General features: G+C 39.7%; 18 protein-coding genes. 12 read left to right on the plus strand and 6 right to left on the minus strand.

The genetic code is table 11. The annotated features are described in order from the left end of the window. The first annotated feature begins 6 nt into the window (after positions 1 to 6). Positions 7 to 1,272, plus strand: a complete 1,266-nt coding sequence (locus Q0954_RS03285; RefSeq protein WP_299453566.1) for a kelch repeat-containing protein — start codon at positions 7 to 9, stop codon at positions 1,270 to 1,272. A gap of 225 nt (positions 1,273 to 1,497) precedes the next feature. Here the strand turns inward: Q0954_RS03285 and Q0954_RS03290 are convergent, their stop codons facing one another. Then, positions 1,498 to 3,639, minus strand: coding sequence for a tetratricopeptide repeat protein (locus tag Q0954_RS03290; RefSeq protein WP_299453569.1), 2,142 nt, complete (start codon positions 3,637 to 3,639; stop codon positions 1,498 to 1,500). A gap of 503 nt (positions 3,640 to 4,142) precedes the next feature. On the opposite strand from Q0954_RS03290, the gene Q0954_RS03295 reads away from it, so the two are divergent. The 7 genes from Q0954_RS03295 (at position 4,143) to Q0954_RS03325 (ending at position 13,800) form a co-directional block, all read left to right on the plus strand. Next, positions 4,143 to 5,987 (plus strand): tetratricopeptide repeat protein, encoded by a 1,845-nt coding sequence (locus Q0954_RS03295; protein ID WP_299453572.1) that lies wholly within the window; start codon positions 4,143 to 4,145, stop codon positions 5,985 to 5,987. Between the two features lie 592 nt (positions 5,988 to 6,579). Next, a complete protein-coding gene (locus Q0954_RS03300) occupies positions 6,580 to 7,359 on the plus strand; it encodes a helix-turn-helix domain-containing protein (RefSeq protein ID WP_299453575.1) in 780 nt (259 codons plus the stop codon). Between the two features lie 334 nt (positions 7,360 to 7,693). Continuing rightward, positions 7,694 to 9,367 (plus strand): isocitrate dehydrogenase kinase/phosphatase AceK regulatory subunit, encoded by a 1,674-nt coding sequence (locus Q0954_RS03305; protein ID WP_299453577.1) that lies wholly within the window; start codon positions 7,694 to 7,696, stop codon positions 9,365 to 9,367. A 314-nt stretch (positions 9,368 to 9,681) separates the two neighbouring features. Beyond that, positions 9,682 to 11,121 (plus strand): class I SAM-dependent methyltransferase, encoded by a 1,440-nt coding sequence (locus tag Q0954_RS03310; RefSeq protein WP_299453579.1) that lies wholly within the window; start codon positions 9,682 to 9,684, stop codon positions 11,119 to 11,121. A 22-nt stretch (positions 11,122 to 11,143) separates the two neighbouring features. Next, a complete protein-coding gene (locus Q0954_RS03315) occupies positions 11,144 to 12,700 on the plus strand; it encodes a PP2C family protein-serine/threonine phosphatase (RefSeq protein ID WP_299453581.1) in 1,557 nt (518 codons plus the stop codon). 24 nt (positions 12,701 to 12,724) lie between these two features. Continuing rightward, positions 12,725 to 13,279 carry a DUF6272 family protein gene (locus Q0954_RS03320; RefSeq protein WP_299453584.1) on the plus strand — a complete coding sequence of 185 codons (555 nt, stop codon included), beginning with the start codon at positions 12,725 to 12,727 and terminating at the stop codon, positions 13,277 to 13,279. 170 nt (positions 13,280 to 13,449) lie between these two features. Continuing rightward, positions 13,450 to 13,800 carry a hypothetical protein gene (locus Q0954_RS03325; protein ID WP_299453587.1) on the plus strand — a complete coding sequence of 117 codons (351 nt, stop codon included), beginning with the start codon at positions 13,450 to 13,452 and terminating at the stop codon, positions 13,798 to 13,800. Positions 13,801 to 14,385: 585 nt separating this feature from the next. Here Q0954_RS03325 and Q0954_RS03330 read toward each other — a convergent pair. Further along, complete coding sequence (locus Q0954_RS03330; RefSeq protein ID WP_299453589.1) at positions 14,386 to 15,915, minus strand: acyl-CoA synthetase; 1,530 nt, start codon at positions 15,913 to 15,915, stop codon at positions 14,386 to 14,388. 212 nt (positions 15,916 to 16,127) lie between these two features. Here Q0954_RS03330 and Q0954_RS03335 point away from each other — a divergent pair, with 212 nt between their 5' ends. Beyond that, complete coding sequence (locus tag Q0954_RS03335; RefSeq protein WP_002704174.1) at positions 16,128 to 16,523, plus strand: hypothetical protein; 396 nt, start codon at positions 16,128 to 16,130, stop codon at positions 16,521 to 16,523. A 200-nt stretch (positions 16,524 to 16,723) separates the two neighbouring features. Beyond that, entirely contained in the window at positions 16,724 to 17,833 is a 1,110-nt protein-coding gene (locus tag Q0954_RS03340; protein ID WP_299453600.1) for an AMP-binding protein, read from the plus strand. Here Q0954_RS03340 and Q0954_RS03345 read toward each other — a convergent pair whose 3' ends face one another. Then, positions 17,834 to 18,382: a hypothetical protein gene (locus Q0954_RS03345; RefSeq protein ID WP_299453603.1), complete on the minus strand. Its 549-nt coding sequence runs from the start codon at positions 18,380 to 18,382 to the stop codon at positions 17,834 to 17,836. A 343-nt stretch (positions 18,383 to 18,725) separates the two neighbouring features. On the opposite strand from Q0954_RS03345, the gene nadE reads away from it, so the two are divergent. Next, entirely contained in the window at positions 18,726 to 20,747 is a 2,022-nt protein-coding gene (nadE, locus tag Q0954_RS03350) for an NAD(+) synthase (protein WP_299453606.1), read from the plus strand. Positions 20,748 to 20,890: 143 nt separating this feature from the next. Here nadE and Q0954_RS03355 read toward each other — a convergent pair whose 3' ends face one another. Continuing rightward, a complete protein-coding gene (locus tag Q0954_RS03355) occupies positions 20,891 to 21,520 on the minus strand; it encodes a chloramphenicol acetyltransferase (RefSeq protein WP_299453608.1) in 630 nt (209 codons plus the stop codon). Between the two features lie 46 nt (positions 21,521 to 21,566). Between Q0954_RS03355 and Q0954_RS03360 the strand changes: the two genes are divergently transcribed. Continuing rightward, positions 21,567 to 22,478, plus strand: a complete 912-nt coding sequence (locus Q0954_RS03360) for a lipid A deacylase LpxR family protein (RefSeq protein WP_299453611.1) — start codon at positions 21,567 to 21,569, stop codon at positions 22,476 to 22,478. A gap of 27 nt (positions 22,479 to 22,505) precedes the next feature. On the opposite strand, the gene Q0954_RS03365 is transcribed toward Q0954_RS03360, so the two are convergent. Then, positions 22,506 to 23,486, minus strand: coding sequence for a class I SAM-dependent methyltransferase (locus Q0954_RS03365; protein WP_299453614.1), 981 nt, complete (start codon positions 23,484 to 23,486; stop codon positions 22,506 to 22,508). 22 nt (positions 23,487 to 23,508) lie between these two features. Beyond that, positions 23,509 to 24,726 carry a glycosyltransferase gene (locus Q0954_RS03370; protein ID WP_299453617.1) on the minus strand — a complete coding sequence of 406 codons (1,218 nt, stop codon included), beginning with the start codon at positions 24,724 to 24,726 and terminating at the stop codon, positions 23,509 to 23,511. Between the last annotated feature and the right edge of the window lie 97 nt (positions 24,727 to 24,823).

Genomic DNA, 24,823 nt, shown 5'->3' on the forward strand with positions numbered 1-24,823 from the left:
ATTAGAATGAAAAGATTTTTTTTAAGTTTTATCTACATCAGCATAATTGCAAGTGTATTAACTGCTTGCTCAAAAAAGAACGAGGATCCAACACCTGTTGCTTCTGACACTGATAATAGTACAACATTGTCTATCGTATCTATAGAGCCAATGAAGGGTAAGATTGGAGAACAAATAAAAATCACTGTTAATAAAGAAATCAATGGAATTAATGTGAGCTTTAATGGTACCCCAGCCACCAAACTAACTACCAGTAGCGACAAGGTGGTGACGGTAACCATTCCTGAGAATGCCACTACTGGTAAAGTAGTAGTAAAGCAGGAAACAGAAACTGCCACCAGTACCACAGATTTTGAAATAACCCGCCATGCCAATCAATTGGCTAATTTGCCAGGCAAGGCTAGGTCTACCCCTACTACTTTTGCTATTGGCAATAAAATATATGTAGGCATGGGCAAAGCCTCCGATAGTTATTTGAAAGACTTTTGGGTGTATAATGCTGACAACGATGCCTGGACACAAGTGGCTAATTTCCCAGGCGAATCACGCATTCATGCTGTAAGTTTTGTGATAGGTACCAAAGCTTATATAGGAACCGGCGAAGGATCACAAGAAAAAAAGTACAAAGATTTTTGGGTATACGACGCAAACACCGACCAATGGGATCAAGTAGCTGACTTTAAAGGTAAAGCAAGAAATAAAGCCGTAAGTTTTGTGTTGAACGGTCAAGGTTATGTAGGTACAGGTAGTATAGGTTCCGCCACTTTTACAGGTGCAGAAATTACTGGCCCGGCCACCAAAGATTTCTGGAAATACGACCCAGCTTCAGATCAATGGACACAAATTACTGATTTCAAAGGGGCGGAACGGCACGATGCCACCAGTTTTGTTGTAGATAACAAGGCGTATGTAGGTACTGGACGTCAGGCTGATTTTTACAAAGATTTTTGGGCATACGACGCAAACACTGACCAATGGACACAGATTACCGACCTACCAGGTAAAACTCGTATAGGCGCCGTGGGGTTTTCGTTGAGCGGTAAAGGATATGTAGGGCTAGGCATTGATGATTTAAGTGCTGCCGGAACCACTTACGCTGCTGATATGTGGGCATATGACCCTACCACCAAACAGTGGGCAAGTGCAAGCAACCCTGAAAGTGGTGCCAGGGCTTATGCTACTGCATTTGGTCTTCATAACACTGGGTATATCGGGTTGGGCTACAAATTAGGTAAAGGAACTAGCCTTGAATTATGGAAATATACACCTTAAACAGTTAACGAGCTTGTTGAAGTAGTAATTGAAGTTGCGAAGTATAAGCAACAAGCTTCAAGTGACAGTTATATTTGTACCTGAAATATATAAATAACTGGAAGTTAAGCTTTTACAGTTTATATACTGCAACTTGGGTTAGTATATAATCCAGGGCACCCTTCACACGAAGGGTGTCTTTTTAGGTAGTGCTAAAAACAAGTTGATTGATGTGCCATTGATTGGTTAAAGTTCAATGCCCACCCACAAAATATCATCACGTTGGGTAGTACCTTGCATATATTCATCAATACAGTGCTCAAGTCGTTGTTTTTGTTGGTTAAAGGGCAAAGCAGCACAAGATTTTAAAACCACATGTAGGCGACGGGTTCCAAAGGTTTGACGGAAAACATTGTTTTGATCCTGTAAACCATCAGAGCCAGCATAAAGCAATGTACCTGGTGGAAACACCATTTCTTTATTGGTAAATGATTTATTTGCTCCTCTCATACCACCTATCGACTTACGATCTCCTTGGATCATTTCTAATGCTGTAGTGCCAGGCAACACATAATATAAGTGGTTTTTGGCTCCCGAAAATATCAGTTTAGTACTCCCATCGTTTTTCTCAGTCAAGCTACACAAAACAGCATCCATTCCCATACTCCATTTAGCATCTATATATTGTTGAAGTACCTGATTAATCTCTTGGTGCAATCGCTCAAATACACCTGCCGGATCGGTTAGCCCTTCCTGAAAAATAATTTTATCTAACAAATTAATCCCAATCAAACTCATAAATGCACCAGGTATCCCATGTCCTACACAGTCTGCCACTACCATCAATCTTTGCTCATTGATTCTTTTTATCCAATAAAAATCTCCTGATACAATATTTTTAGGGCGATACACCACAAAATGCTTTTTGAACACTTGTGCCAAATCTTTTTCAAATGGTAATAAAGCAAGTTGAATATTTCGTGCTGCCCTTACACTTCCTTCTGTATTATATTTATATTCCATCAGTGCCTTATTTTGTTGCTCTATATGATCATGTTGGGCAGTAATTTCGTCTTGGGTTTGACGGAGCTCTTCATTGAGTACTACCAGTTCATCTTTTTGTTTCACTAACTGGCCATTCAGCTGTTTTTGTATTTGACGGCTTCTAAAAACGAATGTGCTAATGATCATCAGCACCAACACTCCTGCCAACGCACTGAATAAGTACCAGCGTTCTTGCACGAGTTTTTTTTCGTTATCCATCCTGATTTTTTGTTCTTTGACTTTCTGTTGCATTTTAAGAAATGCTTGTTTTTTATCAAAAGCGTAGCTTAGTTCCAGGCGGGTAATTTCTTTAGTTTTCGAGTCATTCACCAAAGAGTCTTTAGTTTGGGTATGCAACAAGTAGTATTTTAAGGCTAACTGATAATGAGCCAATTGTTGATGGCTTTGAAATAAAATATGGCTTAGGTGACTTACTTCATCCCTTCTATTAAGTTGTTGCGCAATAGTTAAACCTTGCTTTGCTACAAAGATGGTTTTTTCATACGCTTTTTGGGCATAATATACCCAAGCCAAATGTAAGTAAGTACGCATTTTACCAAGCTTATCTTTATTTTTTTCTGGAACAGCATACCCTTGTTGAATATACACCAGTGCTGAGTCTGGTTGGTTAAGTTTGAAAAAAGTATAACCAACATTGTTATAATAAAGTGCTCTGTTAAGTTTCAGCTGTTGTGCAAGGTGTAATGATTTTTTGCAGTAAAAAAGCCCTTTGGTATATTGCTTCAGTTTATTATAAACAACTCCCAGATTGGTATAACACGAAACAATCCCTTTATAATTCTGGATTTTTCTTCTTATTTGTAAAGATTTTAGATAATATGTGATTGCTTTGTTGTATTCTCCCTGCCTTTTAAATATAATACCAATGTTGTTATAAGAAACCCCTAATAACCTTAAGTCCTGAATTTTCTCTTGAATAATGAGCCCTTGTTGGTAATAGTCGAGCGCCTTTGGGTAGTTGCCCAGTGCTTTTTCTATATTTCCTAAGTTATTATAAACACTAGATATTCCCCGCTCATTTTTGATGCTTTGATATAATTGCAACGCTTGGCGGTAATGCTGCAATGCTCTTGCATAATCTGCCTTAAAAAACCAGGAGTTTCCCAGGTTATTTTCGGCATTCGCGTGCCAATACGCTTGTTTTAATTTTTGAGCAAGTTGCTTCTCTCTTAAGGCAAAAAATCTAACAGTATCTGACGAAATTTTAAAGTAAGCTTTAGAAAGTTCATTCAATAAGTGTAGTCGATGGGTATCGGGTTTGCTTGCCAGAAGAAGCGTTTTCAGGCTGTCTATCTGAGAATTTTGTGCTTTTAACTTATACAAAGGTAGAAATAAACAAATCAAACAAACCGTCCATATATAGCCAGAAATTGTGCACATTATCTTAAAAGTTGGTGTAGGATTTATCGAAAAGGTTTATTCTAAATATAGCATATTGTTATAAAAACAGGCAAGTTAAAGCCATAAATTATACTGTTTTTTTAATAAACCAAACCCTTCAGCACCACATTGGCCATGGAGTGTTATATTGAGTTTTATTTGAATGTCAAACAATATAGACTCTTCATCAAATAAAAACATTGTTTAGACCTCTGTAACAAATAATACAAACAGATGTATAAAAACAGGTAAATTATTGACTTTCAGCATAATAGCAGGTATTTTTGTTCATATAATGACTATTGATTACCACTACTCTAACCAGGTTTCACTTCGCTGAGTTCGGCGAAGTGAAACTGCCCCGATGATTCAGGGTTTAAAAACAGCTTATGCTTTTTTCGGCTTCCTTTGCCCCCAGTTACTTACTTATCGAATCTAAAGCAGTTATGAATATTAATGAAGATACTCACCCTCAGAAAAAGCAACGTTTATTCATTACCTTTTTTTGTTGCATTTGCTTTTCCTTACTAACTATTTCTTCCAAAGCTCAAACGCCACAAATTGACCAATGGAAGGCTACTTTAAACACCCAAATAACTGATAGCATACGCTTGCAGGTACTGGACAAACTTTGTTATGCTTACTATAACAAGTCGCCTGACTCTATCCGTTTTTTTGCACAACAAGCCTTGCCAATTGCTCAAAAGCTACCCTCCAAACTAACAACTGCCAAAATCAAAAATCACTTTGGCGCATCTTATTTTTTTCAGGCAAAATACGACAAAGCTGAGAAATATTACCAAGAGTCTCTGAGCCTATTTAGAGACATACCTCACGACTTGGGCACATCGGTAGCATACAATAACCTGGCAAACATTTATAAACAACAAGGAGCTTATACCAAAGCTATTTCTTATTATCAACAAGGGTTGGCTATTCAGGAAAAAGCCAATAACTCACGTCTAATGAGTGTTTCTTATACCAACATAGCTACTATATATCGGTTCCAAAAAAATTACCCAAAAGCATTGGAGTACCACAAGAAATCGCTTGGCCTAAAAAAAAATATCAATAGCCAACGTGGTATGGCCATTGTGTTTACTAATATAGGATGGTTATATTGTGAAATGGGCAAGCCTTCCTTAGGCTTAGAGTATTTGAAGAAAGCATTGGCAATTTCTCAACAAATCAAGCTAAAAAATCCTCTCATATTCAATAACCTAAGTTATACTTACCAGAAACTGAACCAGTTAGATTCAGCTTTTTTGTATGCTCAAAAGGGGCTAAGTATGGCAAGAGATATTGATGATATCAAAGGAAAGACACTTGCCAAGCTTAATTTAGCTCACATATACTTTACTCGCCAAAAGTACGTCTCTGCGATTAAACAGGCAGAAGAAGCACTTACACTTGCTCAACAAAATAAGCGGTTGATCTCGATAAAAAACATAAGCGAGGTATTGTTTAAATGCCATGTGAAATTGGGTAACTACAAAAAAGCCATTGATGCACGCACTCTATTGATTCAAGCAAAAGATTCGTTGTTTAACATAAACAAAAACAAGCAACTGATAGAAATAGAAACTCGCTATGAAACCCAAAAGAAAGAGCAGGAAATTAAATTGAAAAACAACCAGATAACACTATTAAAAAAAGAAAAACAACATGAGGTGCTCCTCAAATATACTTTTATAGGTGCTTTTATAAGCTTATTTTTCTTAGGTAGTTTGTTGGTTATGTTTTTACGATTAAGGGTAAGTAAAAACAAACAGTTGATTATACAAAATCAACAACTGCATGAGGCAGAAACAAGGCTGACACAGGCGAAGCTAAACGAAAAAAGGCTACTTGCCGAAACACTTAAAAAAGAACTGGAAATAAAACAACAACAGCTTGCCTCAAAGGCATTACATATTATTCAGAAAAACGAAATTCTTGAAAAAGTAAAAGAAAGCATACAATCTCTAAAAAAAGATAATAAAGTAAATGTTACCCAACTTGCCCGCTTGGTTGACTCTGGTATTCAAATAGATAAAGATTGGAATAACTTTTTTGCGCTATTTCTGGAAGTACATCAAGGTTTCTTTGATAAGCTACAAGGTATTTCGGACGAATTAAGTGACACAGAGTTGCGTTTATGTGCTTTGGTTAAGTTAAAGTTTACCTCCAAAGAAATTGCGTCTATTTTAGGAATCACGCATGGCAGTACTTCAGTTGCTCGCCATCGAATCCGCAAGAAACTTTCTATACCATCAGACGAGAAACTTGCCAACTTTATTGCTGATTTGTAATGTATCTCAAACAAGTAAATATTGATTTTGCAACATCTGCATATAGTTTGTCTTGTTAAAAAATCATTCATACTCTCACAAAAAACCAACTCTACTTTAGATATACAAAACCCATAAAATACTATATATCAAATACTTATAACTCAAAAAACAAAGACTAATATATTTACCTGTTAAGCCCTTGTTAAGTGCGAAAATTTGCCCCAGCAACTAACAAGTCTTACTTTTGTACTAATTAACTCACAGGAAAATCTACACCAAATATTTTCCTCCTTCAACAGTATATCATAACACTTACTCACTACAACCATCTGATTATATTATGTATCCTATTGCAAATTATATCTCGTTCCTAGCCGCGTTCATGGGGCTATTCTTAAGTATTCATTTTTTTAGATGCAAAAAATACCCTCGTGCATCATTCCTTGGAGTAGCTATTCTGGGGGTTTCGTTTGAGCTCATTATATGGTTATTCAAGCAATCATCCCCTACCGCCTATTTTTTGTCTTTTGGCAATATTTTTTTACACGGTCCTTTTTTCCTATTCTTTATAACTTCACTATACAGGAAAATACCAACACTCCATTATTTTATGCTTAGCATTTGGGGAGTTGATTTTATTTATAAAATATACTGGTTGCTGCAACCTTTTCAAGAGCAACAACTTTACCTCAACTCGCCTGACTTTAGCTTGTATACTCAAATATTTAAAATAGCAGGCTACGTAATGGCTATTACTATTTGCCTTATTTCCTGGCAACAACTCAACAACTACACCCAACGGAACATGCGTTACCCTGTATGGGTTAAGCAACTTGTAAAAATTTTGCTCTGCTTACATATCATTTGGATCATGAACGATATATTAAAAGCAGTATATCCATCAAATGTCTTATCGGCTAACATGTCTATTATTTCTGCCACCTATATACTTATGACCTTGTGTTGGATAGGTCTCAGTACTCTAAAAAACACGTTTGTAATTGAGAGGAAGACTGAAGTTATTCACCCAAAAACTATGGAGGCATACAAGGCGTTAGAAATGTTTATGGAAAGACACAAAGCTTATAAAAAAAATGATCTTACGCTAAAGTGGCTTTCTCAAGAGTTAGGAATCAGGTACAAAACTTTGACTCAGGCTATCAGAGAACAAGAATACAAAAACTTTTATACTTATATCAATCATTTGAGACTACAGGAATTTAAGCGGTTACTGACTTTGGAAGAAAGCAAAAAACTAAGTCTAGAAGGTTTGGCAAAACAGGCAGGGTTTGGCTCCAAAACAACTTTTTATGCTTTTTTTAAACAAGAAGAAGGTACAACACCTAAAAAATACCAACGCCAAATGCTCTTGCAAAAAAGAGCTGCCTAAGCTGCTTTAAATAATTTACCAGATAGAGAGGTATTCACACTATCTCTCTACTCTTACTAAAATGGAAAAAACAACTTGCTTCACCAAATATTACTTCTGATTGAGACACTTCTTCAAAAACTTATTTTTTAGGGAGCTGCCACTATCACCATAGTGTTGCTACTATGCTTTTTTTTTGCTAAACTCTGGTTGGTTTATCATAGAAAATCTTCTTGTCACTCAACAAAAGCACTAATTTTTGCAAACATTCAAAAAGTCGGGACGAGTTCATTGAAAAACCAGTAAATATTTAGTATCATCAAACACTAAATATTGGCTTAGTTAGCACTTGACAATGAAATATACCACCACACAACAAATAGTTAACATCATATTTGAGGGATTTGAAAAGTATTTTGAAGGCTTTAGGCAAATCACACAATCTGTAGAAGGTGATTTTAAGCAAGAAAACTATCAAAAAATTCAAGGTGTTGCTTCTCAAAGACAAGGTTTGTACAACCAAACCTTACAATCTGTGTTAGACAAGATATTAAACATCCGTCCAACGTTAGAAAATAATCAAAGTGATTGGGCTTATCTTAAGCAAGAGTACTCAGTCACGGTTCAGAACCATTCGGCAGGCGAAATAGCCGAAACTTTTTTTAACTCTATATACGGCCGTTTGTACAATTATCGTCACTTGAACAATGAATACTTATTTGTTAGCAAAAGTTATTACAAGCACCGCGTGACTAAAGGCGGAGCATCTGCTATTTATCATACCTATCAAATACATGATAACCGTCTGTTTGAAACTATTCATCAACTTCTACTGGATTTTAATTTTGACTATGAAAACCTTGACCGGGATGTAGGTTTAATTACAGCCACATTGCAACAAAGGGTTTCACCTCGCTTTTTAAAGTCTCATACTATCACTATAGAAGTCCTCAAGTCGGTATTTTACCGTAATAAAAGGGGGTATATTATAGGCAAACTTCAGGTACAAGGTATATTAATGCCTTTTGTATTGCCCCTACTGAGTGTAGAGAGAAAAGCAATTATCGAAACTTTGATCACCAACCCCAATAGCTTAAGCATTGTATTTAGCTTTGCACACACTTGTTTTTTGGTAGACACCCCTGCTCCTTCTTTATTGATTGAGTTTTTGCAAGTGTTACTGCCCTCCAAGCTCACTGCTGAGCTGTATAGTTCCATAGGTTTTGACAATCACTGTAAAACGGTTTTAATCCGTCAGTTAAATGTGCATATCAAAAAAGCACCCGATGAAATGGTGCTTTGGCAAAACCAAACGAGTACCTCTATGACTACTTTTACCTTGCCCTCTTTTAATATGGTATTCAAGGTGTTACACGATCAAACAAGCGCTTCCGACAAAGAAGCAGCTATAAAAGATAAATACCGGACACTTTCTCAAAAAAATCGGGTAGGACGAATGACTCAGGCACTGGAGTTTTACAATTTTATATTTCCTAAAGACATTATGTCTGCTCAGGTTTTAGAGCACCTTCGCATACATGCTCCTTCTCAGGTAAAAATAACCGGAAAAAACCAAATATCCATTGCCTACCTATTGGTCGAAAGACGAATGGTGTCACTAAATCTTTTCTTGCAAAAAGCCAATGTAATGGCACGCAAACTGGTGATGCAAGACTATGGCCTGGCAATCAAACAACTCGCCTTGGCAAATATCTTACCTGCCAATTTATCGCTCAACTGTTTTGGAGTATCGCAACATAGCCGGGTAATATGCTACGACTATGAGCAGTTGGGGTGGTTGAGTGATGTCCAACCTGAAGGTATACACTACCTTATCCAACAAATACAAGCAATACTAAAGAATGATCCAGAACTTAAGGAAGCATTGACAGAGAAACACCCCGATTTATTAGACAAAGAATATTGGAAGCAATTACAAATTAGAGTAAAGTCAGGAGAAATAGCAGATGTACCTCCTTATGAAAAAGGGTTACCGGTTGATAATAAAACAGATATGTATAGTTTTTAGTAGTAAAAAATAACAAAAACTATTATTTTGTTAAGTAAAAACCTGCTTTGATTTTGATTTTTGTTGCTCTATATTTGAATACTTGTCACATAAAATATGCTTGCCTACGAAATTATTGTAGGCAATAATTAAGACATTTCCAATAATGATGAACTGATTGATAAAGTTTTATCAATCAGATGTATTTCTGTAGTATATCAGCAGCACAAACACCTGTAATACTTGTTACGGATGTTTTGTTAGTCTAAACAAAATTTATAATCGATGCCTTCAAATACATAAATTCTGTATTTTAAAAATGGTATAAAACTCTGATGAAAGTAGCTGAGATAAAATCAAACCTTGAAATTATTTGGATGAACTTTGACCAGTACAAAGATCAAATTTATGCTTTAAGAAAAGCAGTATTTGTCGATGGTCAAGGGCTAGAAGATTACCTCATGCAGTCGCCCTATGACAATCAAGGGCTCCACCTTGGTGCTTTTCATAATAATAGACTGGTTTCTTCGCTCTCGGCATATATTTTTCCCCCACAGGGTAAAATTTTCGAAGAATTTGAATTGCCTGCCGCCAAAAGACGTATTGTTCAGTTTTCGCGCCGGGTTGAACTCCCAGAATACCGAGGTTCTCGTTTGGCAGAATTTCTGGCATCTATTGCCTGGAAAAAAATTTTTGAAACCATTCACCCTGAATATTTTGTCGTAGGCTTAAGCGATACACATAGCAGGCTTCGTCTCTATTATAAAACATTTGGCTTTAGTTCTTACAAAACTGTAGAGACTACACATGGTCAGCGTCACATCTTACTGGCTAAGGGAGAGGATGTGTTGAAATCAGCTTATATAAGGGTAAAAAAGTATGTGCAATCATTGACATCGAGGTATGAACTACCTCCCCCTTCTTTATTGCGTTTTCTTGAAGAAATCGATCATATGGACTACTTGATTTTGGGGGAATTAAAAAAAGAAAACCTTTATATCGACTCTTTATTATTTAAAGATGAGTTACCCAGGCTCATAGCACAAGCACGTTTGCTTTACCTCATTCAAGAGCCCGTATTTAATAAAATAAACCATTTGCCACCGCCGCCTGGAACCTTTCTGGACATAGGGTGTGGTCCTGGAGTTTACTTATCTGCCATTGCCCAAAACGAGCATTTCAAAGGATACGATTTTGTAGGGATGGATATATCAAAAGATATGATTACTTACTCATCGTTATCATACCCTAATATTCGCTGGATACAAGGCAACGCTTATGACACAGGGTTTGCAGACAACAGTGTAAGTGTAGTACACGCCGGCTTTTTATTTATTCATTTAAGTAATCCAGAGTTGGCATTAATGGAAATATATCGGATATTGAAACCTGGGGGTGCTTTGTATGTGATGGATGTAAACGACTCTACTTTTGAAGGACCCAAACTGATCAAGCGGATGGTTCAAAAACACAAGGATATTTATGAAGGTAACCGGGATATTTTGAATGATTTACCCACGTTGGCTCAAAACCAACACCTTAAACTTGTGCAAGAGCATTCTATTACTGCCAAAAATACAGGACAAGAAAACGAGGTAAAAGTTCAAGAAAATGTCACAGAATTGGGGCGCATGTATATGTGGGCTATGTATGTGTTTATTGCTCAACGCGAAGAAGTAGTGGAATATTACCAAAAAGCTGAAGAACATTATTTTAAAAACCCTTGTCAAATAAGCGTACAAGTACAAACCCAAATTTATAAAAAGGAAGAATAGCCAAAAGTAAGTTTGATACAATATGGTGAAGGAATCTCAAAAAAATAAAGACGCTCTTCATGAAGCAAGTCTGATACTTCAGGCACCTTACAAAAACACCAAAAAGAAAATTCTGGTGGCTGTAAACCTGTCTTTAGTAATCATTACGTCGCTTCACCTGGCTATTCAACTCATTTCGTTTGGGCATTTACCCGAACCTGCCCGCGATATGATTATGATACCGCTCACAATTGGCATCCATGCTTTTTCGGCATACCACCATAGTCGTTTGCTCGCAGGCAAAACCAACCAGCCTCGCTGGGTATCTCAGGTAAGCACTTGGGCTTCACTGATCACACTTCAGCTTTTTGCACTTGCCACCGTACATGTAAACATTAATACTGCTACCAGCCTTATTGTAGACTCTGCTTTTTCTATCATTTTGGTATTTATCACTGGTACAGTTATCAACCGAAACGCCGCTACTGTGTGGCTGGTCATTTCACTGATTAGTTTTTTTATCGCTTATGGAAACCGGGGAAGCTCATTTGAGTATCACCTCATGACCCAGCAAGAGGTGAAAGAATATAAACAAAACCTGAAATCACCCAATAGAAAGGTTCGCCAGGCTGCCCGAAAACGGCAAGAGATAGTGAAAAAAGAAAAAATAGAACCGCTCAGCATTAAGCTTTACCTCAGCGTATGCCTTATATTTTTACTTTTAGCCTTTTTGCCTACTTTTTTTCAGGCAAGTATGATCGGGCAAGTACTCAAAACTATTCCCAGGGCAATAGAAAAAATAGAACTGGCAGCTGACGAGAAAAACCTTTTGAAGAAAGAGAACGTCCGAATGTCTATGGAGCTGGATATAGCTAAGCACATTCAAAAGATGGTACTCCCTCGTGAAGAAGAGTTTATGGCTTTTAAGGGATTAGAAATAGGTGCCAGAATGGACACAGCTACCGAAGTAGGCGGGGACTTTTATGAAGTACTGCCACAAAAAGATGGCAGCATATATTTTGGTATAGGTGATGTAACAGATCATGGGCTACAATCAGGGGTTGTCATGCTGATGACACAAGCAGCCTTTAGAGCCACGCTTGATAACAGTGATATAGACATTACTTCTGCTTTGAACCAGATTAACTCTATTTTACACCAAAATATTAGCCGAATGAAAGATCAGCGCAACCTGACGCTTTCATTATTGCACTACCACAATGGTACAGTAAGCATGACTGGGCAACACGAAACAGTCATCTTGTTAAGAAGCAAAGAGGATTTTGCTGAGCAAATAGATACGATGGATCTTGGCTTGTATGTGGGGTTAATTGATGATTTTTCTGACCATGTACAAGAATCAAGTTTTGACCTGGAAACAGGAGATATTATGCTACTGTATACTGATGGAGCTACCGAAGCTTTGAACAGCGCTGACCGTGAATTTGGAATACAGGGACTTATGCAAGCACTGGAAAGGCATAGGCACCACCCTTCGCAGCAAATTGTTAATAACATCATAGATGAAATATATGAATATACGGGTAAGACTGACCCAGAAGATGACATTACTATTGTGGTAGTAAGACGCACTGCCTAAACTCCATAAACTGATCAATAGAATATGAACAATCTTATTTTAGGCGATTTTGACTTTATTCCAAGCCACCTACCAGCAGAAGGAGGGCTTAACATTATGATCAACCCCATTGATCTAATGACTAGTTGGAAGCGATGTGGTGCACTGGCAAATTTCGTAGCGTCTTTTTACTCCGACGAAAGAGATTTTGGTAAAAAGCTAGATGCCAACCTTATTTCTACTATTTTTAACGAGTTAATGGAAAACGCTGCCAAATACTCAGATAAAAGGGATGCACTTATTACTGTAAATACAAAGCTGTATAATAATATACTGAAGATGGAGGTAGAAAATTATGCCCGTCAACGGCATTTTGACTCTCTGAAAAACCATTTTGAGAAGTTGGTCAACGCTAAAGATTTGGATGATTTATATGTCCAACAAATGCAGCAAAACATAGAAAAAGAACAAGAGTCAGGCATTGGGCTATTACTATTGCTCAAAGATTACCCGGTTAAGCTTGGGATACGGTTTGAAGAAATAGATGAGAATATGTACAAAATAACGGTTCAGGTATATCACTTTATAGAACCCAGTTAATGTAAACTAATCGGTTAGGTAGCAAAATTTGTAAAAGATTGTTTACACTATTATAAAACTAATTGATCAGTACTTAGTTTTGTACTCCATACCAGTGTATGGTAATGTGTCCTTGGTTTTTACCTAATAATTTTTCACACCCTGCCTAAGCAGGAAAAAAAATCACAAAAATGGAATTAGCTATCGAGAATGCCTCATTTACATTTGACAAAGACAAAGCCACGCTCAGTATAGAAGGAGCTTTACGTTTATCAGGAGTACAAAAATACAAAGAAGAAGGTTTTTTTGATTTTCTGAAAGATGCCGTAAAAAATTGTGAAACAACACTTAATTTAGACCTTACCAAACTACAATACCTTAATAGCTCTGGAGTAACCGCATTTAGCCGTTTTATTCTGGAAATAAAAAAAGAAGCCATGAACCCTATCAAAGTTACAGGTAGTTCAGAGATTTCGTGGCAAAAAAAAACATTGCCTAATTTTCCTAAACTGTGGAATCAAATCATACTTGACTTCCAGTAAACTGCTTTACATTTCTCTAAAGTCATATTATGCTAAGATTAAAGTGATTACCTGCGGTGAGCTCGTCACAGCAAGCTGCCCCAATGAATCGGGATTTATAAATAGACTCGGTTTTAAGATTTACAGGATTAGCTGAAGCAGGGCTCAGCAAAGCTACCCCAATGAATCGGGATTTAGAAATAGACTCGGGTGATTAATGTTGGTATTCAGACAATTGGTCAAAATATGTCCCAAAAACCATTTTTGTTTAAGTATAACTCTTTGTAGACTTCTTCTAGCTCCTCAACCTTCCCACAGGCTCGCTCAACGCTTCTCAAGTGTTGCCGCTCCAATTGAAAACTCCGATATTTTCGGGGAGGAGAGGAACTTCTTCATCGCCGAAGAATTTCCCTCCTTTAGAGACAACAACATCCAGTGGATTAGACCATTGAAATTTAATATTTGCGTCAAATATTTTAAAACCTATAATAAAGAGAAGTCTACCCATATCTGGCAGGCTGTCAGGTATAAAACGCTACTTTATTAAAAGTCTACCGACTGCACTATTAACTTGCCCCTATTGACAAGTACTACTTGGTGTACCCCCTATTTTTTTTGCTGAAACTGTCTCACAATACTAGGCTTGGTTACTTTGCCCATGGCATTGCGAGGAAGGTTGTTTACCACCATCATAGCTGTCGGAATTTTGTACTTAGACAAAAACTCTTGCGCCCATTCACGCAACTCATCGAGCGTAATAGGTTTTTTTCGACCTTGGGCAACAACAGCCACTGATACTTGCTCGCCCCATTGGTCACTGGGTACACCTACTACGGCTACTTCGGCTATTTTGGGGTGCTTACGCAAAACTTCTTCTACTTCCAAAGCCGAAATTTTGTAGCCACCACTTTTGATAATATCTACTGAGCTGCGCCCCAAAATACGGTAATACCCATCTTTGTCACGTACCGCAATGTCGCCAGTACAAAACCAGCCATCATCATAACAACCCTTGGTGGCTACCTCTTTGCCCCAATACTCTAAAAACAATGAAGGACTTTTTACCCTGATTTCTCCCATATCATCTGGTCCGGTAATCAACTCCCCATCTTCGCCTATCAGCTGTACCTCTACGCCTGGCAAAGGTCTGCCAATATAACCAGGTTTCCGTTCGCCCAACAAAGGGTTAGAGATTGCCATTCCTATTTCCGTCATTCCATAACGTTCGAGCAAAGTTTGCCCACTGATCTCCTTCCACTTTAGCAACACACTCACTGGCAAAGCTGCCGATCCTGACACCATCAAGCGCATGCTCTTGAGTCCTTCCGACATAGCTGTTTTTTGGGTGCGGTCTGCCTTGTTCCAAAACTCAATCAAGCGATTATATACCGTAGGCACTGCCATAAACAAAGTAAGTTCACCTTGGGTAAACCTGTCCCACACCTTTTGCGCGTCAAACTTAGACATCATCTCGCAACGGGCTCCCGACCATAACGCACAGTACAAAATATTGACAATGCCGTGTACATGGTGCAAAGGCAAGGTATGTAAAATAACGTCGTGTTCGGTCCAGCCCCAGGCAGTAGTAAGACTAGTGATTTGTGCCTTGATTATTTCGTGGGTAGTTACTACTCCTTTGGGTCGGTTGGTAGTACCACTGGTATAAATAATCAGGGCACGGCGGCTGGCAGGTACTTCGGGGAGCTTGGCAGGAGCCACAGATTGTTTGGGTAAGGCTTCTACATTACTTATCAGCAAGTGGCGCGATTGACTATTTTGTGCCAAAGGCGCCAAAAAATCTTGGTAAAGATGGGTGGTCAATATTACCTCTGCCTGCGTGTCATCCAATATGTATTCAATCTCTGGTATAGGGTGCGATATGCCCAAAGGTACTGCTATGCCACCCGCCTGCCATATACCCCATTGAATAGCCGCATAATAAAAGTTAGGCATTGCCATAAAAGCCACCCTTGTTTCGTTTAGGTCGGTTTTGCCCGTTTGTTCCAGCAAGTGTTGGGCAATCACTGCTGACACCTCCAGCAATTGTTCATAAGTATAAGTGCCATTTTCATCGATAATAGCAACTTTATTTTTATATTGATATGCTTGATTGATGAGGGGAATCAAAGAATTCATCTGAATGATTGGTTACGTTTACAAAGAATTGCAGATTAAATAAATAATAGTGTGATAATAAACTATAAAATATACGAAGCCAAGTAGCAAAAGTGAAAACGCTTGCTATTGAACAAGTTGTCGAGTGTAGTAATAGCACACTATCACCCCTTATTTTTTCGTAAAATCAAAGTTAATCGTATTTTTGAAAACACACCAAAAAACCACTATAAATGCAGGAGTTAACCTTAGAAGAGCGTGATATTTACCGAGCCATTGGCGAATTGGCTTATGTAATTGCCACAGTAGATAATGTATTGTCGAAGAGCGAAAAAGTTGTGTTTACCGAAGCTGTCAAAGAAGATTTGGGACGCAATAGCTGGTTGGCACTAGACAGGTTTGAACAGCTGGAAAACGAACAGATAGACCACAATCTGGATGCTACCTACAACCGGGTACTTTTTGTCATACGCAAAAATAAAGATGTATTGACCGAAGACCACATCGAAAAGTTTATTTCGGTGCTCGAAAAGGTGGCTGGTGTATCGGGCGTGTCTGAGGAAGAACTGGCAATTATTAACCAGTTTCAAGTAGATGTTAAACGAATATATAAACAAAACAATAGTTAAAGTAAGTAGCAGCAAGTCCTTAGATACCGATGAATATCGGTGCAATTAGCTATAAGCTACAAGTAAATATAACTCTCTCATAATATGACAGTTATATTTACATATTAGGTATATTTAATTTTGCCTTGGTACATACAGGTTTATTGCATGGCAAGCAAGTACCAGGCAATAAACCTCTGCCACCCTACTGTCTGATTGTAATGTTAGATACGCTGACAATTGAAGGTGAAAGCTTCACCTATGACGCTATACGCTCAGGTGCTTATGCCACTACACCCTTGAGACGCTATGCCCAACACACCCTTGCGTTTTGCCATGCCTGGCTCAATGGGCAAACCCAGTTTACTATTCATACGTCGGGTTCTACTGGTGTGCCCAAACCCATACAGTTGGAGCGCACCCAAATGCAGCAAAGTGCGCTGATGACGGGCAAAGCTCTAGGGCTCGCTCAAGGGCAACGTGCGCTGGTATGCCTCAATACTCAATATATAGCAGGTATAATGATGCTGGTAAGGGGCTTTGAACTAGGGCTCCACATGACCATTGTTCCTCCCTCCGAAAATCCACTGAAAAACCTGAAAGAAACCACCTCCCACACCGCTCCTTTCGATTTTGTAGCATTGGTACCTATGCAAGTACAAGCCATACTACAGTACCCCACAGGCATCCCTTGGCTCAATGCCTTACAGGTGGCCATTATTGGCGGAGCCCCGGTAAACTATGCTCTAGCCAAAGCACTCAAACCACTGCGTTCTCAGGTATACATTACCTATGGTATGACCGAAACCGTAAGCCATATTGCCTTGCGACAAATCAATGCCCCCTCTCACGCCGAAGAGTATAAGCTATTGCCAGGTGTACGCATGCGCCAGGATAAACGGGGTTGTATTGAAATACAATCGCCTACTACCCGCCACCAATGGATCACCACCAACGATCTGGTACAACTCATTGACGCTACACATTTCAAATGGTTGGGGCGCGCCGATAGGGTAATCAATACTGGAGGAGTAAAAGTGCAGGTAGAAACTGTAGAGCAAGCAGTAGATGAGGCAATGAACGAACAGGGTATCCTGCGACGTTTTTTTGTGGCAAGTTTGCCCGATCATCGCCTGGGCGAACAAGTAGTAGTGGTATTGGAGGGGGTACCTTTGCCCCAAGATATGCAGCAAACCCTGCTAAAAAATACGACTGGTTTGCTCAAAAAGTATGAGGCGCCTAAAAGCATGTATTTTGTCGCTGAGTTTGCCGAAACTCCTACCGCCAAAATAGATCGTTTGTCCACTCTTAAGCGCCTGCGTAAGTCATAGTTACCAGGTAATTCGGTAAGTACATTGCTCGGCACCGTCCAAACGGCTTGGTTTAGAGGTATCCAGCTCCACCGCAATCATAAGCACACTGGGGGGCTTAAACTTACGAGCCATTGTAGTAATGATGCCCCGGTCAAAATTGCTTGGGTAAGGGTTGCGACACTCCATAATGGCTATTTTATCTTCTTCGTTAAACTTTACCAGGGTATAGTGTCCAATGTTGCCCTTGGTGTGGTTCATGTGGTAAGCCACATCAATGGCTCCCAACGCTTTCTCCAGGTTGTCGATATCGGGCGGAAAATCAGCATTTTCGGGAATAGCCTTACCGATGGCAAACAAGGTATTTGCACCATATTTTTCGCCTATCTCTTTGAAAGCGTTCAGCCAGGCAAGTTGTGGGTACCATTCACCTTCTTTAGGATTACTAATTCCGTGTTTTGCCAGTATTTCCAGCATGTCATCACGAAACATAGGCAATGCATTAATAAAAGATAAAACTGTTTGCCCATTTACCTCAATGCCTTCTTCAAAAGGGATATATTGTGCCATAATATAAACTTGAATACTTATGTTGATATGATACCTTATGAGCTTGTTTAAATTTGGTCAGCCGCAACAAAAATCACTTTTTTGCCTGAACCATAAGGTTTAACCAAGCCCTGAAATTGTTGTGAGTAAGTTAGTAAATTTTAGGTGAATATTCCAAAAGTAAATGCAGGTGTATGTGATAATATTTTATAAATTGGCGTGGTTGGTTTTCTTTAGATAAGTATTTTATGCGATTTTGTTTTGTCCTTGAATATCAACCATTTATTACTCAAAAGATTGCCAATCAAAAGCATGCGCCCAGATGGTAATGCTTAAAAAATATAAAAACTCAAAATATTAAAATATGCAATTAATCAAGGTAGCAGCAGCAATACTCAACCAAACCCCGCTCGACTGGGAACAAAACACCCAAAATATTATAGAGGCCATCAACAACGCCCGTAACCAAGGGGTGAGTTTGTTATGCTTGCCTGAGCTTTGTATTACAGGCTACGGTTGCGAAGACGCCTTCTATGCCCCCAACACCTGTGCTCAGGCGCTTGAAGTATTGGTGAAAATACTGCCCCATACTCAAGGAATGGTTGTGTCGGTAGGCTTGCCTTTATTTGTACAAAACCAGTTGTTTAATACTGCGTGCTTAATAGTGAATGGAAAAGTGGCGGGTTTTGTCGCCAAGAAATTCCTTGCCGGGCAAGGCATACATTACGAACAACGTTGGTTCAAAGCTTGGAAAAGCGGTGAAATTACTACTATTCAACTGCCCGAAATGTTGGGTGGCGCCGAGGTAAAGGTAGGAGATGTATACTTTGACATAGGAGGGGTAAAAATAGGCTACGAAATTTGCGAAGATGCTTGGGTGGCAAATCGACCAGGACGCGATTTGTATAAATATGGAATTGATATTTTGCTCAACCCCAGCGCCAGCCACTTTGCTTTTGGTAAACTAGAAATCAGAAAACGTTTTGTATTGGAAGGGTCAAGGGCTTTTGGCGTAAGTTATATTTATGCCAACCTATTGGGCAATGAAGCAGGACGTGCCATTTATGACGGAGGAGCTTTGGTTGCCACCAACGGCGAAATGATTGCCACTGGTAAGCGTTTTTCTTATGCCAACTGGGAGGTAACTACTACTACCATTGACATAGAGTTGACCCGATTGGCTCAAATACAAAATCAAATACCTTTTGACACAGCTGACGACTACCGCCACCGGGTACAATGTGACTTTACTTACCCTGAGTGTGCTCCTATGCTGCCTCACCTGGAACAAGAAGCCTGGGAAAAGAGCCCTTTTATCAAAGAAGAAGAGTTTAGCCGTGCCGTAAGCCTTGCCTTGTTTGATTATATGCGCAAAAGTTTTTCGAGAGGTTTTGTGATTTCTCTAAGTGGTGGCGCTGACTCTGCCGCTGTAGCTGCTTTGTGTTATTTGTTGATAGAACTGGGCATTGAAAGTGTAGGTACTACCTATTTTCTAAATAAGCTTGACCATATCAAAGCGTTGGCACAGTTAGACCAATCTTCGACTAATTTGCCTCATCAGATAGCGCAGCAACTCATTACCTGTGCGTATCAGGCTACCCGCAATAGTGGCAAGGTAACCCTCCAGGCCGCAGCTAAGCTTGCTGAAGGCATTGGGTCAGAGTTTCATGAGTTGGATGTAGAGCCGCTGCGCGAAAACTATGTGTCTATGGTAAGCAAAGCTATAGGACGCCCGCTTACCTGGGAGCAAGACGATATAACCCTGCAAAATATCCAGGCAAGGTTGCGTTCGCCAGGTATTTGGATGTTTGCCAACCTCAAGGGGGCGCTGTTGCTGTCTACCAGCAATCGCTCTGAAGCTGCAGTAGGCTATGCCACCATGGATGGCGATACATCGGGAGGGGTAAGCCCAATTGCGGGCATTGACAAGGCTTTTTTGCGACAGTGGTTGCGGTGGTTGCAAAACGATGGTTTGACCTTGGCTACACCTGACCAAAAATTGACCTTGCCCTCGCTAGAGTTTGTCAACAACCAACAACCCACTGCAGAACTGCGCCCCCAGGACTCTCACCAAACCGATGAAGGCGACTTGATGCCTTATGACTTGTTGGATGATATAGAAGAGCATGCCATTAGAGATAAACGCACGCCATTAGAATGTTTGACTATGCTCAAGGCAACTTATACCCAATATGAGGTAGCCCAACTTAAGACCTGGACTGATAAATTTTTCAAGCTTTGGTGTCGCAACCAATGGAAAAGAGAGCGTTACGCTCCATCTTTTCATTTAGACGATAAAAACCTAGACCCTAAGACCTGGTGTCGTTTCCCGATCCTTTCGGGCGGATTCAAAAAAGAACTTGCCGAAATGTGGGCGCATGGTTAAAGATATGCAAAAGCGGTTTTTATAATAAAAATACTAAAACCGAAGGCTTAATGTAGGTGCTCCTCCTGAAAATACTTCGGTTTTTTTTGTGTGTGATGAGACCATTTACTTTTGTCAGGTTATATGCATTTTATTAGGTACTACTATGAATTGAGCAGCTCTTGAAACCGATCAATATATAAGCTCACGTGGTAGGCATCCATTAAACCATGGTGAACAAATACTGACAAAGGCATGGTCATTTCATCATTGGTTTCCTGGGTTACTTTTCCAAAAGATATTTTGGGGCTACTGTCTGCCACCCCAAAACTACGGGCGTGGGTGAGTCCAGTAAAATTGATCCAAGGTATGGCAGAGTAATGAATAGTATCGAGCCTGGCGGTATTTTCGTTAAACCCTATGCCTGTAGTATTTTTTGCTTTCGCCAATTCCTCTTGAGCATTTGCCACAAACTGATCAAAAGAAGGAGTAAACGGCATAAAAGAAAACATAAACGTTTTGTCGTCGCGCAGCAAAACTGTAGTAGTGTGAATTGTGTCAAAAATAACTATATCATCACCTTTGATTCGGTATTTGAACTCCTCTACCTCGTTGATGGCTTGAGTAGATAAAAAATGGTAATACAAAAAGAACGACCAATTGTTTATTTTACACTTTTGGTAAGCCTGCGTTACGTGTATGGCAGTATTTATACCAAAAAAAGGGTCATCACATTGGCTAAAAAACTCAAAATGTTCTTGTCTTTTCCAAGTGGTTTTGTCAAGGGTTTTCATTAGTTGATGTGCTCAGATTATATTTTTTTAAACAAGCTCCAAAACTATGCATTATATTTTATCCATCACCCTAGGTATCTTTTTTTGTTTCTCAAGTGTTGGCAGTATTGCCCAAACCCATCAGTTGAGTTTTGAGTACGCTAACGACTTATTTACTCAAACCGATCAATACTATACACAAGGCATTCGATTGAGCTATGGTTCTACTACCTTGAATCGCGCTTGGCTCAACCGTTTGATGCTCAAATTACCCAAACCATCCTCCTTTGCGCAAAGCGGCATACAACTAAAGCACGAAGTATTTACCCCTACCGATTTGGGCAAGGGACAAGTGTTGCCCAACGACCGCCCCTATGCAGGGGTGTTGCATATTACATGGTGGCATACCCAACAAGACACGCTCAAGCAGCAAAGCCTGACCAGTGCCATGCATTTGGGTATTATAGGCCCAGCCGCCTTTGCCGAAGGCATGCAAAAAACCATTCATGAGGTAGTGAATAGTGAACAACCCCAAGGTTGGGACAATCAGGTAGCGGCTGACTTGATTGTGGGCTATAGTCTAAAGTATGAAAAAGCCTTGCTGGGCAATATAAACCATACCCACATAAGCGGATTGGCAAAAGTACAATTAAGCACATTGATTAGCTCAGCCAGTGTAGGGGCACGTGCGCATTGGAACAGCCCCCATTGGGCACAGTTGAGGATACAATTGTATGGCGTGGCTTACCAAAGTTGGGTAGGGTACAATGCTACCTTGCAAGGTGGGGTGTTCAACACCAATAGCCCACACAAATTGTCAAACAATCAGCTCGAACGTTGGCTTACTTCGCTTACACTAGGAGCAACCTTAAACTATGGTAAGGCAAGTATAGGCTACGCTTGGCACTATGTCAGCCCTGAGTTTATTCAAGCCCAAAGCCACCGTTGGGGAGCCCTAAAGATAGAGATAAAATTTTGATGGTTCATTTAAAGCATTTATTAGTTGTTACCCCTTCTTGATCCCCTTTACTGCAGTTACCAAATTATTTCCCTCAAAGTTGATCGTACCCGCAAAGTCTACCTCGATGCCAAACTCTTCAAACCATTGTCGAACCGTTTCTACTCTTTGGGGCTGGTCGTATTCGGGCGAAAACATATCAAATGTATCTAGTATTACCCATTCTTTGAGTTGTTCTTTAGTAAGGTCAGGGGGCAAGGTATTTTTAATGTCGCAAATAGGGATAAAACGGTTAGTGAGCTTGCCTATGCCTATTCTGTTAAAAAACTGGGACAGGCGAATCATCCAACCTGCGTTTTTTTCAATGCGCCTTAGTAGCTTTTCGTGCGACATGCGCTTGGTCCAGGGGCGAAAAATATACTTGGCATGAATCTTAGTCCACCAGCCCCTGATTGGGTAAAAATCAACCAATAACTCGCCTCCAGGTTTCACCATTTGGGCAAGGCTTTGCACCGATTTTTTTACATCGGGGGTATGCTGTAGCACCCCAAAACAAAACACCCGGTCGAAGCTTGCCGGGGCAAAAGGCAACTCGTAGATACTTGCCTGAAAAAGCTGCAAACGGTCTTGGTGATGCCCATTGTTTTTAAAGTTAGCCTCTACCGCATTCGAGTAGTCTACACTGTACAAGTTCGCATTGGTTTCGTCGAGCACCACTTGCGAAAAACGTCCGGCACCAGAGCCCACCTCCAACACATTCTCTCCGCTCAGGTCTTGGTTGTCCCATTTGGTTACGGCAAAAAAACGGGTCTTGCTTTGCGAAGATTGCTCTGAAAAGCGGTCAATCTGCGTTTTGGCAAATTTATTCCATTGAAACCCAAAGTTTTCGGTATAGTTATCGTCTTGCACCAAGCGGTAAGCACCTGCTACCTTCTCAAACTCCTTTCCTTTGGCATCTATCAGCTTATCGTTTGCCACCTCTAAAGGCTGTTGATTGTAAGGGTTCAAAAGTGTGATTTCCTTTGCCATACGCTCGCTCATTATCCTTGATTTATTTCACTTGTTCATATACTTTAGCATACAAATTTACTCCCTTTTTCAAACTATAATATTCTATGGCTACATTTCTTAAATCTTCTTTTTTTATCCGCTGTATTTCTTTTATTTGTGCAACTGCCTTATCGAGCGATGCCTTGTCAAACTCATTGACCAAAGTACCACAAGGGTATTTTTCAAACAACAAATCATGGTCGCCTACGTTGGCATTGGCAATAATAGGAATACCCATTGCCAAAATTTCACCCATTTTGGTGGCTGATGACGCTTTTTTAGAATAATAGGGCTTGATAAAAAATATAGAAATGTCGCTTTGGGCAAGCAATAAGGGGACTTGCTTTCGCTCAGCTTTTTGTACACTTATTTGGTGGGCGGGCAACTCCATCCTTTCGGCTTGTTGGTAAATTGCTTCGGCGGGTTCGGTAGTAATAAACATAAACCGGGCAGCAGGCATAGCCTTAAGCAAACGCTGGTAAAAAGCCAGCATTTCTTCTAACATATACCAAGTGCCAATAGACCCCAGGTAAGAGAGGGTAATTGGCTTCAGTGGGTCAGCCATGGTAGGAGGCGGTAAGGTGTTGTAATCAAACAGTTGGGTGTCGACACAGCAAGGAATTACCTCAATTTTGGTTTGTCTAAATCCAGGCCAGTTCTGAATCTCTTGTTTCGCATTTTCGGTTAAGCTAATGGTATAATCGGCTGCTGCTAAAAACTGCTTTTCTTTTTTCTTAAAATAATTATACACCCAACGAAACAAAGGGTTGCTCAGGTTCCACAAACCTCCATCTACCCGCTCGTCTGCCCAAAAACCACGCATGTCGAATATAAACTTTGTCCCAAATTTTTTCTTCATACCCAGCCCTATCAACGAGGTTACGTAGCTTCGACAATGAATAACGTCAAATTGTTTTTGTTGATGTAATTGGTTGGCTTTCTTACGCAATTGCCTGATGTCTTTCAAGGTAGAAAGTACGGGTGGCTTCTTGGTATAGGTGATATACTGCCAGTCTATAGTCGCTTCCGGGTGATTTGCTTGGTGCTCAGTAAGCAAGTTTTGGATGGTTTGGCACCTCAAGGCAAAATTAGCTTCTTTTTCGGTACTCAGCAAAGTAATCTGATACCCTATTTTGCTCAGCTCCAGTAAGTAAGGTAACACTTGTGATTGCCCAAGCGGGTCGGTCATTCCATCATAAGAGAGGTAGAGTATTTTCATGTATTAATTGTTTGAGTTATGTGTAGGGCCTTTAGCTTTTTTTAACTGTTTGTAGTGAGCTTTTAGCCTTTGTTTGACTGTTTGTATTGAGCCTTTA

The organism is uncultured Microscilla sp. (genome assembly GCF_947493425.1).
Lineage (GTDB): Bacteria > Bacteroidota > Bacteroidia > Cytophagales > Microscillaceae > Microscilla.